Annotated in this window: 12 protein-coding genes; 10 read left to right on the top strand and 2 right to left on the bottom strand. The window is 35.7% G+C overall.

Annotation, left to right across the window (positions count from 1 at the left end):
- The coding region (locus Q0505_RS10515) for an alpha/beta hydrolase (protein ID WP_299212546.1) at positions 1-995 on the bottom strand (995 nt) is incomplete at its 3' end.
- A 271-nt stretch (positions 996-1,266) separates the two neighbouring features.
- Between Q0505_RS10515 and Q0505_RS10510 the strand changes: the two genes are divergently transcribed.
- From Q0505_RS10510 to Q0505_RS10475, 8 genes are all read left to right on the top strand, one after another.
- Positions 1,267-2,469 (top strand): NAD(P)/FAD-dependent oxidoreductase, encoded by a 1,203-nt coding sequence (locus Q0505_RS10510; protein WP_366519400.1) that lies wholly within the window; start codon positions 1,267-1,269, stop codon positions 2,467-2,469.
- Positions 2,466-3,176, top strand: a complete 711-nt coding sequence (locus tag Q0505_RS10505; RefSeq protein ID WP_299212542.1) for a methyltransferase domain-containing protein — start codon at positions 2,466-2,468, stop codon at positions 3,174-3,176. The genes Q0505_RS10510 and Q0505_RS10505 overlap by 4 nt, the downstream gene beginning before the upstream one ends.
- Complete coding sequence (locus tag Q0505_RS10500) at positions 3,173-4,225, top strand: type III polyketide synthase (RefSeq protein WP_299212540.1); 1,053 nt, start codon at positions 3,173-3,175, stop codon at positions 4,223-4,225. The genes Q0505_RS10505 and Q0505_RS10500 overlap by 4 nt, the downstream gene beginning before the upstream one ends.
- A gap of 12 nt (positions 4,226-4,237) precedes the next feature.
- The gene (locus tag Q0505_RS10495; RefSeq protein WP_366519398.1) at positions 4,238-5,026 is read left to right on the top strand and encodes an SDR family oxidoreductase; all 789 of its coding nucleotides are present in this window, start codon (positions 4,238-4,240) and stop codon (positions 5,024-5,026) included.
- A complete protein-coding gene (locus Q0505_RS10490) occupies positions 5,023-5,463 on the top strand; it encodes a hydroxymyristoyl-ACP dehydratase (RefSeq protein ID WP_299212536.1) in 441 nt (146 codons plus the stop codon). The genes Q0505_RS10495 and Q0505_RS10490 overlap by 4 nt, the downstream gene beginning before the upstream one ends.
- Entirely contained in the window at positions 5,460-6,734 is a 1,275-nt protein-coding gene (locus Q0505_RS10485) for a beta-ketoacyl-[acyl-carrier-protein] synthase family protein (RefSeq protein ID WP_299212534.1), read from the top strand. The genes Q0505_RS10490 and Q0505_RS10485 overlap by 4 nt, the downstream gene beginning before the upstream one ends.
- A gap of 22 nt (positions 6,735-6,756) precedes the next feature.
- Positions 6,757-7,002, top strand: coding sequence for a phosphopantetheine-binding protein (locus tag Q0505_RS10480; RefSeq protein ID WP_299212532.1), 246 nt, complete (start codon positions 6,757-6,759; stop codon positions 7,000-7,002).
- Between the two features lie 303 nt (positions 7,003-7,305).
- Complete coding sequence (locus Q0505_RS10475; RefSeq protein ID WP_299212530.1) at positions 7,306-8,718, top strand: helix-turn-helix domain-containing protein; 1,413 nt, start codon at positions 7,306-7,308, stop codon at positions 8,716-8,718.
- A 6-nt stretch (positions 8,719-8,724) separates the two neighbouring features.
- Here Q0505_RS10475 and Q0505_RS10470 read toward each other — a convergent pair whose 3' ends face one another.
- Positions 8,725-9,483, bottom strand: coding sequence for a hypothetical protein (locus tag Q0505_RS10470; protein WP_299212528.1), 759 nt, complete (start codon positions 9,481-9,483; stop codon positions 8,725-8,727).
- A 408-nt stretch (positions 9,484-9,891) separates the two neighbouring features.
- Between Q0505_RS10470 and Q0505_RS10465 the strand changes: the two genes are divergently transcribed.
- Both Q0505_RS10465 and Q0505_RS10460 read left to right on the top strand, forming a co-directional pair.
- Entirely contained in the window at positions 9,892-11,745 is a 1,854-nt protein-coding gene (locus Q0505_RS10465; protein WP_299212526.1) for a DNA topoisomerase IV subunit B, read from the top strand.
- Positions 11,746-12,230: DNA gyrase subunit A (locus Q0505_RS10460; RefSeq protein ID WP_299212524.1), on the top strand; the 485-nt coding region annotated here is incomplete at its 3' end. It lies immediately after the preceding gene.

Here is a 12,230-nt window from a genome sequence, read left to right as displayed (position 1 = left end):
AGTGAGTGCTTATAATCTTTTAGAATGCATAATTCAGAATTTGGTAATTCTTCTGCAATAAGTTTGTTAAGTCTGGGACTGCAACCACCATCATTCTCTCCAGTAAGAACAAGACAAGGTTGATTTACAAGGTTTAACCATGGTGACATTTCTGTTTCCGCATAGATACGAAAGACCTCTAAAAAGACCTCTGGATTAGTATCGAGTACTTGTTGTAAACGTGACTCAACAGCAATAGAGTTTTGTTCGATAAAGTCATCAGTAAACCACCTATCGGTCAAAGTACTGAGGATTCGCTCAATACCCTTTTCATGCATACTCTTAAGAACTGCATTGACTTTACTTTTATCATCTTCAGTTCTAAATGCTGCGGTACTTAAAAGTGATACTGAGAGAGTCTGTTTGGGATAGTTCAAAGCATATAAAGGCCCGATCATACCGCCTAATGAATGACCAACAATAAGTACCGCTAGAATCAATCCAACAATACTCAAGAAGTAATGAATCCCTTCAAATACCAATGCTTTATTCAGCAATGCAATACCCACACCTAAACCTATAGCAATAAATACCCATTGTACTATTTTAGAAGTACTCGTTGTCTTTTCTTCTTTAATAGTCTCATCCTTTTCTACGGCGACAATAATACCATCCCAAGCTTCAAAAAAAGCATCATTAGATACGTTTTTTACTTCTTTATGATCTGTGTATATATTAACTGTATCGTTTTTTTTCTCAATAAGTCCTAAATACATCCCCTTATCTCCTTTTACATTTGCTATAAAAGTAGGAGGTAATTGATCTAAAGTATCTTGATCTGTAGGAACTTGTAATGCAAGATTAGGAACTCCAAAATGTTTAAGGACCCCTGTTAACGCATGTAAACTTGGATAGGAGGGATGACTCAATAATTGGAGTTTCAACTCCTCTTTATTAAGTTTGATTTTATTAGTAATTAATAACTTGTCAAGAATATTAAATAATTGATCCTGCATGTAGGTTTTTGTGGTATATAGTGTTAATAATGAAATACTAAGTTACATTTTATTTTATAAAAAAAAATGATTTTTTTTATTTTTAATTTAAAATAATGGGCTATTAAGTCATTATTTGTCAAATAATTAACAAAAATTTATAAAAGGCAATGATTTTATATTAATTGCTGATTGTTAAATAGTTATATCTATTATGATCTTTTTTTTAATAGTAGTTACGAGTATATATAAAGAATACTAAATCATTTTACACATTACTATTTCAAACTTAATGAGTGCCATTTTTTATTTTTTTATGGTACTTAGTTACTATATAACAACTATTTTTACTGTGAAGTTAACTTCATACATGAGTCAAAAGGAACTAAAAGTTTTAATTATAGGTGGAGGTCTTGCAGGTCTTACGAGTGCGATTCACTTAATAAAAGATGGTTTTGAAGTCACACTCATAGAAAAAAATCCCTATCCTAAACATAAAGTATGTGGTGAATATATCTCAAATGAAGTGCTCTCATATCTCGAAAAATTAGGAGTTTACCCATTTGATCACCAAGCAAAAAAAATAGACAAATTTCAATTTTCAAGTGTGTCAGGTGCTACACTAGATATCACACTTCCGCTTGGAGGTTTCGGTATGAGCCGCTATGCCTTAGATGCATTAATGGTAAACCAAGCTATAAAGCTAGGCGTTTACGTACAACAAGCCACAGTGACCGATGTACAATTTAAAGAAGATCAATTTCAAGTCACGACCAATACGCACCAAAAATATACGGCAGACTACGTTTTAGGAGCTTTCGGAAAACGAAGTAGTATGGATATTACGCTTTCGCGAAAATTCATAAAGAAAAAATCCGCTTGGTTAGGCGTTAAAGCACATTATAAGTCAGATTTTCCAGACGATCTCGTTGCACTTCATAATTTTAATGGAGGCTATTGCGGACTCTCAAAAGTAGAAACAGATCACGTGAATGCATGCTATCTTGCCGATTATGCATCCTTTAAAAAATATAAAAATATAGAAGAATATCAACAGGAAGTGCTCTACAAAAACAAAGCACTTAAGCATTTCTTTGAAAATAGCGAGATGGTGTTTGAAGCGCCTGTTACCATAAGTCAAATATCATTCGATAAGAAAGAGCCCATCGTCGATCATATATTTATGATAGGAGATAGTGCGGGATTGATTCATCCACTATGTGGTAACGGTATGGCGATGGCAATTCATAGCGCTAAGATCATTTCAAGCCTATTAGTACAACAAAAATCATATACATTGACCAGATCACAATTAGAACAACACTATACAAAAGCGTGGAATGATGCCTTTCAAAAAAGACTCAACATAGGACGGTGGATTCAAAATGCACTACAACACAAAAGACTCACCCGTATGGGAGTTTCTATCGTAAGTACCTCTCCCTATCTATTAAAAACAATTATTAAATCCACACACGGTACGGCATTAGTATGAGAGACTTAACAATAAGATCCAGTGAGCAAGAACTTATGGATGACCCTGCGATCTCTCAAACAGAGTTGCAAAAAGCACTCTTAGACATCTCTAGAGTCAACAAATTACTAGGAGGAAACCGTATTACCATAAAAGCTCTAGAACGTCTTTTTATAGAAAATCCCTTAAAAAAAGAATGGACCATTGTAGATGTAGGCTGTGGCGATGGAGAGATGTTGCGTCTCATCGCAGATTATTTTAAACCTAAAAACCTTCACTTACACTTAGTCGGTCTTGATTTAAGTCCGCAAAGTATTGCGATGGGAAGAGAGCTGTCAACTGCTTATCAAAACATAGCGTTAGAAGTAAAAGATATATTAACAATCGATCAAGAATCGTTTGAGTGTGATATCATTGTATGCACACTTACATTACATCACTTTAAAAATCCAGAAATTCTTGTATTTATGAGACAATTTGTAGCCCTTGCGCAAATTGCCGTTGTTATAAACGACTTACAAAGAAGTAAAATCGCCTATCAGTTATTTAGATTATTTAGTCGTATTTTTATCAAGAGCCATATTGCTAAAAATGATGGACTTATTTCTATAGCTAGCGCATTTAAAAAGCAAGAACTAAAAATAGTTGCACAACAATTGAAATTAAAACATTCTGAGATTACTTGGAAATGGGCATTTCGATATCTGTGGTTAATTAAAACCCTATGAATGTAAAGATTACAACGGTAGCAAAACAACTTCCAAAATACCACAGAACCACAGACGAAATTATTCCTTTTCTGGACATTTGGTTACATGATCAAGAAGATCGCTTTAAACGTAAAGTAAAAAAGATTTTTGGGAATGCAGCGGTAGACAAACGCTACAGTATTATGGCTCCAGAAGAAGTGTTTACAGCGACGAGTTTTGAAGAAAAAAATGATATCTACACACGAGAAGTTGTAAAATTAGGAGAACAAGTACTTGATAAAGCACTTACCAAAGCCAATTGGTCTCCACAATCCTTAGATTATATTATTACTGTAAGCTGTACAGGCATTATGATTCCGTCGCTAGATGCCTATTTGATCAATAGTTTGCAATTACGACAAGACATTGTACGGCTACCCGTTACAGAAATGGGATGCGCAGCAGGTGTTTCGGGGGTGATTTATGCCAATGAATTTTTAAAAGCCAACCCAGAAAAACGTGCAGCAGTGATTGCGATCGAAAGCCCCACAGCTACTTTCCAGCATACAGATTTCTCTATGGTAAATGTGGTCAGTGCCGCTATTTTTGGCGATGGTGCTGCCTGTGTTTTGCTCTCTTCAAAAGAAGAAGACAGTGGTCCAGAAATCGTAGATACGGCTATGTATCACTTTTATGATGCACAACACATGATGGGGTTTAAATTGGTAAATACAGGATTACAAATGATTTTGGATCAAGCAGTACCTGAGACTATTGCGCAACAATTTCCAGATATTATCCATCCGTTTCTAGAAAAAAATGGATTAGACATCCATGCCGTAAACCATTTGATATTTCATCCTGGCGGACGTAAAATAGTAGAAACTGTGGAAGATCTTTTTGGTAAACTCGGCAAGAATATAGATGATACCAAGGAAGTATTAAAATTATATGGAAATATGAGTAGTGCCACGGTACTCTACGTTTTAGAGCGATTTTTAGATAAAGAACTTCCTAAAAATGATATAGGAATTATGCTTAGTTTTGGGCCTGGTTTTTCTGCGCAACGCGTATTATTAAAATGGTAATTGATGATCGCTATGAAACAAGATTATATAGGTAAATGGGCAATTATTCTAGGTGGCAGTAGCGGTTTAGGACTTGCTACAGCAAAAAAACTCGCGCGTGAAGGAATGCATATTTGTATCGTGCATCGCAGTAGAAGGAGCGTCTTAGCTACTTTTGAAGAAGCCATTCAAGAAATGAAATCCCATGGCGCAAACGTCGTTGCTTTTAATACAGACGCGATGAATCCTGAAAAAAGAACTACTGTCATTACAGAATTAGTCAACACCGTAGGAGTTTCAACGTTTAAAACACTCGTTCATAGTGTGGCGAGAGGCAATCTAAAACCACTCCACGATGATGATGGACCCATTTTAAGTAATGAAGATTTTACGCTGACTATAGACGCAATGGCGATTAGTTTGTATGATTGGGTGTCCGCTTTCGCGAAAGCGAACTTATTCTCACCAGATGCCAGAGTGGTTGCTTTTACAAGTGAAGGAAGTCGAAAAGCATGGAAACAATACGGCGCCGTTGCTGCCGCAAAAGCAGCCCTAGAAAGTATCACCCGAAGCATTGCCTTAGAGTTTGCACCAATAGGCGTTAAAGCAAATTGCATCCAAGCAGGCGTGACAGATACCGAAAGTTTACGATTAATACCAGGTAGTGACGTGATGAAAGAGAAGTCCATAGAACGGAATCCATACCATCGATTAACACTACCAGAAGATGTGGCAAATGCGGTGTATTTATTGTGCAGAGATGAAGCTTCTTGGATAAATGGAGCCATTCTTCCTGTAGATGGAGGAGATCATATACGATGAATACAAAAGAGATCATATCGCTATTACCTTACACAGAGCCGTTCTTATTTGTAGATGAGATCGAAGAAGTGAGTGAACAGCGCATAAAAGGAAACTATACATTTAAAGAAGATGCGTATTTTTATAAAGGACATTTTAAAGATCATCCAGTAACACCAGGTGTGATTTTAACGGAATGTATGGCGCAGATAGGATTGGTGAGTTTAGGTATTTATTTGCTGAAAGACAAAATAGCTCTAGAAACGATGAAAGTGGCGTTTACAAGTGCTGATGTTTCGTTTTTAAAACCAGTCTATCCGAATGAAAAAGTAACCGTAATTTCAGAAGTCAAGTATTTCCGATTTCATAAATTAAAGTGTCACGTAAAACTATATAATCAAGCTCATGAGCTTGTCTGTCAAGGCGAATTAGCTGGGGTTTTCCAAGTATCATTATGAAAAAAAGAGTTGTTATCACAGGATTGGGCGTTTGTGCTCCTAACGGCGTAGGAATTCCAGCGTTTACAGAAGCACTCAAAAATGGAACTTCAGGCATCCGGTTCCAACAACAACTTGCCGATTTAAACTTTGGATGCCAAATTGCTGGCGAGCCTGAAATTCCAGACGATTTATTAGCTGAGTATTTCACACCTTTACAATTAAAAGACCTTGATGCCACAGGGATCATCTACGGGATGATTGCGGGTGTTGATGCTTGGAAAGACGCAGGGCTGACCGTCACCGATAAGGATACCGTAGATTATGAGAGCGGAATCATTTTTGGCACATCACTTCTCGGAGCAGAAAAGTTTAGGAAAGCCATTTATCTGACCGATGATAAAAAAGTAAAACGTTTAGGAAGCACTACTGTTATTCAAACGATGGCAAGTGGGATTAGTGCGTATTTAGGGGGGTATTTAGGATGTGGTAATCAGGTAACGACCAACTCTAGTGCCTGTACTACAGGAACAGAAAGTATTTTAATGGGCTATGATCGCATTGCACACGGCTATGCAAAACGAATGCTTGTAGGTGGCTGTAATGATTCAGGCCCTTATATCTGGGGAGGTTTTGATGCGATGCGGGTACTCAATAAAAAACATAACGATCATCCAGAATTAGGAAGTCGGCCGATGCAGAGCGATGCTAGTGGTTTTATACCTGGAAGTGGGGCAGGAGCCTTGGTACTTGAAAGTCTGGAAAGTGCCATCGCTAGAAAAGCAACCATTTATGCTGAGGTATTGGGAGGTGCAGTCAATAGTGGTGGACAACGACAATCAGGAAGTATGACCGCTCCTAATAGTGTTGCTGTACAACGCTGTATTAAAGATGCATTAGAAAATACGGCTGTGAATCCAGAGGAAATAGATACTATTAACGGACATCTTACCGCCACAGGGATGTGTCCGACTGAAATAAAAAATTGGAGTGAGGCTTTAGGAAGATCAGGAACAGCGTTTCCGTATATTAATTCTCTTAAAAGTATGACAGGGCATTGTCTTGCGGCGGCGGGAAGTATAGAAACTGTAGCAACTATTATAGAATTACATGAAGGCATGGTTTTTGGAAATCGTAATTGTGACGATATTCATCCTGATATTACAGCCATTGTAGCTGAAAATCGGATTCCTAATAAAACCTTGAAAACACCTATAAAGATAGCAGCAAAGGCTAGTTTTGGTTTCGGAGATGTAAATTGCTGTATGCTTTTTAAAAAATATACTACATAAAAATAAAAAAAATAAGACGACTATGAATACAGATCACTATGATGCACTAAAGAAGATTATTAAAATTTATTTACCAGAAGATGTTTCTGTAGATGATATTACACCCAAGAGTCATTTGATAAATGAATTAAATATCAACTCTGCAAATCTAGTAGATGTTGTACTTGATGTAGAAGATCATTTTGACATTACCATCGAAGATGATGAGATCGAAAAAATGGATACGGTGGCTAGTGCATTAGAGATTATAGACCAAAAAGTATCTTGATAATAGAGATTTCTAAAGTGGTTAAGTTAAACATTTTGTGATAAACTGTTATGTTTTACAATAATCGACAAAACTTTAACAACAAAATAATCCGATCATTTTTTACCTTGTATTTTTTAGACACTGACAAAAGTTTACTATTTAATTTTTTGATAATCAATTAATTAAACTATTTTTTGTTTTTAATATCATTTTTGATATTTATAAAAGTGTGCGTAAACTTTTATCGGTACGTACCGCAAAACTTGGTTATGTACGACAATTTTGTACCTTTAAGTAATTGATCGTATAATACCATCCAATATGCAAGTCTCTAAAATTATACTCCGTATTGCTTTTTTACTAGTACTACTATTTAGCTTTTCAAGTTTTAATATGGCTCCTCAAGAAGAGCCTGTTGTAGATTTTAAAACTGAAGAAGCGGCAGCCTATAAACAAATGTCATTAGAAGCTGCAAAAGAAGGTGAAGCAGCAATCGCGGTAGAAAATCTTAGAAAGTATATTTTAGCAACAGGCGACTTTTCTATATTAACAAATAGTGCTTATGAATATATTTATGATGATCCAAGACTTATCGCTTTACAGGATGATTATACCGTAAAATTTAGTTTAAGCTCATTCTTTTACCTATATGTTGGGCTTATTGGAATTTTTATAGCATTTGTACTTAATATTAGAAGACGTACAGATAGAGTTGCCAATGGGCTTATTGGATTATTTGTTTTAATGCACTCTTTTTTCTTGATCCATACAACCCTCTATATAAGTAATTATACATTTTATCAGCCGCATACACAAAATATGTCAACATTCTTGTCATTTTTATACGGCCCTGTTTTATATTTTTACTTCAAAAGAATTACAGAAAATTACACATTTAAAAAAGCAGATCTAATTCATCTCTTACCTACCCTAGGACTCATTATTGTATTTATTCCGATTTATACCTTATCTGCAGAAGAGAAATTAGAAGTGATGCTAGGGGTGGGGCAATATGAAAAACATCCTTATTTGGAATATATCACTACCATAAAGATTTTGTCACTTATTGTTTATGGATATTTTACATTTAGATTATACCGTAAAAATGCTATAAAATCTGCTAAAACGACTCCTAAAAAAGTAAAACTCCAGCGTACCATTATGATTATTCATACCGTGTATGCAGCTTCATATATCTTGTATGCTTATATTTTTATTAAGGAAGATTTTAAAGGAGCAGCCTCTAGTATTCAGTTTTTGGCTATGTCAGTATTAGTATTATATGTCGGGTATATAGCGTATGCAAACCCTCAAGTACTTGTTGGGACGGTTCAGTTTCTCAAAAAAGAAATCATCAAATACAAAAACTCTGGGCTTACCACAAGTTTCTCTAATGAGCTTAAAGAACAGTTAGTTCACTTACTTGAAGAAGAAAAGGTATACCGTCAAAATACTATAAAGCTAGAAACTATTGCTGATCGTCTAGGAACCACACGTCATAATGCATCCCAAGTAATCAACGAACATTTTGGACTTAATTTTTTTGAACTCATCAATAAATATAGAGTAGAAGAAGCTATGAAATTACTCAAGTCTAATAAGGAAAATCTCAATATCATAGATATTGCTTACGAAGTTGGGTATAACAATAAAGTAACCTTTAATAAGTCATTTAAGCGATTTAGCAACTTGACACCTTCTCAATTTATGAAACTAGAGGGAGGCATTGTATAGTCAGCGTTATTCTATAATGTAGTTGTCATATTCATACGATGCTCTTATGTATGTTGGATGTTGTTGCGCATCGGTTCTGTAGCTTTTACGCTTTCGCGAAAGCGTAAACCCACCCACATCAATCATTTCTTCATTAATCACCAAACTATAGTGATCTGCAGTTTGTACCCAATAGCCCTTCCATGCAAGTGTTTCTTTCTCATAATAAAGTCTCCACACATCTGTAGATTCTTGGAATGTAACTTTTAAAACATGACAAGAAGCCTGTTGAAACTCTGTAGTGCCCTCATAGGTTAGTGTAGCCGATGAGCTGTCTAGTGTAAACGGAAGCCCAACCACAAAGGTGGCAGCATTCAGTTTTGACTGTAGTTGTTCTGGAGTTACCTGTGTATCTAGTACGCCATTTCTAATTTGATAGATTGCACTATCTGATCGATGGATCTCATATAATGTATCTCCTTTCCTCCAGGTTACTTCACGATTAACCCCATCTGTAAAATTATATATGTGGTGCTCTGTAAGGTCTTTTTCTATTGTACCGTCCTCATTAAACAACTGAAAAGACTTTGTGTAAGACATTTTCTTTATGTCGCTCCAAGAATCTCTTCCCCCATTTCTTTGCATAACAGCTTCTAGTAAGAAAGTTCCTGTATAATCAGGTTCCTGATCTGGGAGTATGTATCCTATAATTTGAAAGACTACAAAACCTATAATTACAATTCCTATCAAATAGATAAAGAAATCAGATTTACTTTTTTTTGCCATGACATTTTTTTTTAAAGATACTATAATTGCGTTTTCTTTCCATTTTTATTCGTGAGACGCAGTTTAGTGAATTCTGAAAGAAGCATACAAAATAGTTGGTTGAATTAATCCTGCTGTTTACTGAAAATGTTTCAGTGTCAAGTGTGATTTAAGACTTGCTCCAGTTCAGGTTGAAATTTAAGATCTTGACTCTTGAATCGATTTTTAATATCCAGAATTTGTTCTGGGATTCACTGCATTTTATAAATTATATATTATGATTTATGGCTATAATATCCCTTTAAAACGTATCTTATTGGTGTGCTGAAAACAATCAACAGTTCTTTTCATAAAATTGTTGATTACTTCTCTTTTATCAGGTTTTATAAGCGCTTATGATGTCTTATATTAGCCGTTCTACCTACAATTATGACTGAAGAAACACAATATAACGAGGATAATATCCGATCGCTTGATTGGAAGGAGCATATTCGTATGCGGCCAGGGATGTATATTGGAAAACTGGGTGACGGTTCCAGTGCAGATGATGGTATCTATATTCTTGTAAAAGAGGTGCTTGACAACTGTATTGATGAATTTGTCATGGGAGCTGGTAAAACTATTGAGATTTCTATTCAAGGAGAAAAAGTGATTGTACGAGATTATGGACGTGGGATTCCTCTTGGAAAAGTAGTCGATGTGGTTTCAAAAATGAACACAGGAGGAAAATATGACTCGCGTGCGTTTAAAAAATCAGTAGGATTGAATGGGGTAGGTACCAAAGCCGTCAATGCACTTTCAAGCTATTTTAGAGTCGAGTCTACCCGTGATGGCAAATCTGCTTCGGCAGAGTTTGAACGAGGCGAATTAAGTAATCAAGATTTACTAGATGAAACATCTCGTCGTAGAGGGACAAAAGTCTCTTTTACGCCTGATGAGATGATCTTCAAAAACTATAAATACAGGAGTGAATATGTAGAACGTCTGATTAAAAATTATGTATATCTCAATCCAGGATTAACTATTATTTTTAATGGAGAAAAGTTCTTTTCAGAAAACGGATTAAAAGACTTACTGTCAGAAAGCATAGCAGAAGGAGATCGATTATATCCTATCATTCATTTGAAAGGGGAAGATATAGAGGTTGCCATGACCCATAGTAAAAGTCAATATTCAGAAGAGTATCACTCGTTTGTCAACGGACAAAATACCACGCAAGGAGGGACACATCAGGCAGCTTTTCGCGAAAGCGTAGTCAAAACCATTAGAGAATTTTTTGGAAAAAACTATGAAGCTTCAGATATCCGTAAATCCATTGTGTCTGCGATTAGTATCAAGGTGATGGAACCTGTATTTGAATCCCAAACCAAAACTAAATTGGGGAGTACAGATATGGGTGGAGAATTGCCTACGGTACGAACCTATATCAATGATTTTCTTAAAACTGCCTTAGACAATTTTTTACATAAAAATCCTGAGGTTACAGATGCTTTACAGCGAAAGATTTTACAGGCAGAACGGGAACGTAAGGATTTATCTGGCATCCGAAAGTTAGCAAGAGATAGAGCAAAAAAAGCGAGCTTGCACAATAAAAAACTGAGAGATTGTCGGATTCATTTGACGGATAGTAAGAAGGAACGAAACCTAGAATCTACCTTATTTATTACCGAGGGAGACTCGGCAAGTGGATCGATTACAAAATCAAGAGATGTAAATACACAAGCCGTTTTTAGTTTAAAAGGAAAGCCTTTAAATAGCTACGGACTCACCAAGAAAATTGTGTATGAGAATGAAGAATTTAATCTCCTACAAGCCGCATTGAATATCGAAGAATCTATCGAAGATTTACGATACAACAACATCGTAATCGCTACCGATGCCGATGTAGACGGGATGCACATCCGACTGTTATTAATCACATTTTTCTTACAGTTCTTTCCAGAGCTTATCAAAGAAGGGCATTTATATATTTTGGAAACTCCGTTGTTTAGAGTTCGTAATAAAAAAGAAACGATCTATTGCTATAGTGAGCAAGAACGTCAAGATGCGATGGCTAAGCTGGGCGTTAAGCCTGAAATTACTCGATTTAAAGGACTCGGAGAGATTTCTCCAGATGAGTTCCAATATTTTATTGGAGAAGACATCCGATTGGCTCCTGTGATGCTAGATAAAGCGTTGATGATTGAAGAATTACTCTCTTTCTACATGGGAAAAAACACACCAGATAGACAAAAATTTATAATTGATAATCTTAAAGTTGAATTGGACAGAATTGAAACATAAATGAAGAATTTGATAAATTCAGACAATATGGATGAGGAAAATTTAGGAGATTCTTTAATTAGGGTTTCTGGTATGTATAAGGACTGGTTTTTGGATTACGCCTCTTATGTAATTCTTGAACGTGCTGTTCCATCTATTGAAGATGGGTTTAAGCCAGTTCAAAGAAGGATTCTTCATTCAATGAAAGATTTAGATGATGGACGCTTTAATAAAGTTGCTAACATTGTAGGTCATACAATGCAATACCATCCTCACGGAGATGCAAGTATTGCTGATGCAATGGTTCAGATAGGGCAAAAAGATCTTTTAATTGAAACTCAAGGTAACTGGGGAAATATTTTAACAGGTGATAGATCTGCAGCTTCAAGATATATTGAGGCGAGATTATCAAAGTTTGCCCTTGAGGTGGTTTTTAGTCCAAAAATAACTAATTGGCAATCTTCTTACGATGGAAGAAGAAAAGAACCAATAAACTTACCGGTAAA

The sequence above is a fragment of the uncultured Dokdonia sp. genome, from assembly GCF_937910895.1.
In the GTDB taxonomy this organism is placed as follows: Bacteria; Bacteroidota; Bacteroidia; order Flavobacteriales; family Flavobacteriaceae; genus Dokdonia.
This window is presented reverse-complemented; position numbering and strand designations above follow the sequence as displayed.

Excerpts from the sequence above, each read along its gene's own strand:
- Q0505_RS10465 (WP_299212526.1), top strand. The coding sequence starts at position 9,892 with ATGACTGAAGAAACACAATATAACGAGGATAATATCCGATCGCTTGAT.
- Q0505_RS10470 (WP_299212528.1), bottom strand. The coding sequence starts at position 9,483 with ATGGCAAAAAAAAGTAAATCTGATTTCTTTATCTATTTGATAGGAATT.
- Q0505_RS10475 (WP_299212530.1), top strand. The coding sequence starts at position 7,306 with ATGCAAGTCTCTAAAATTATACTCCGTATTGCTTTTTTACTAGTACTA.
- Q0505_RS10510 (WP_366519400.1), top strand. The coding sequence starts at position 1,267 with ATGAGTGCCATTTTTTATTTTTTTATGGTACTTAGTTACTATATAACA.
- Q0505_RS10480 (WP_299212532.1), top strand. The coding sequence starts at position 6,757 with ATGAATACAGATCACTATGATGCACTAAAGAAGATTATTAAAATTTAT.
- Q0505_RS10485 (WP_299212534.1), top strand. The coding sequence starts at position 5,460 with ATGAAAAAAAGAGTTGTTATCACAGGATTGGGCGTTTGTGCTCCTAAC.
- Q0505_RS10500 (WP_299212540.1), top strand. The coding sequence starts at position 3,173 with ATGAATGTAAAGATTACAACGGTAGCAAAACAACTTCCAAAATACCAC.
- Q0505_RS10505 (WP_299212542.1), top strand. The coding sequence starts at position 2,466 with ATGAGAGACTTAACAATAAGATCCAGTGAGCAAGAACTTATGGATGAC.
- Q0505_RS10495 (WP_366519398.1), top strand. The coding sequence starts at position 4,238 with ATGAAACAAGATTATATAGGTAAATGGGCAATTATTCTAGGTGGCAGT.
- Q0505_RS10490 (WP_299212536.1), top strand. The coding sequence starts at position 5,023 with ATGAATACAAAAGAGATCATATCGCTATTACCTTACACAGAGCCGTTC.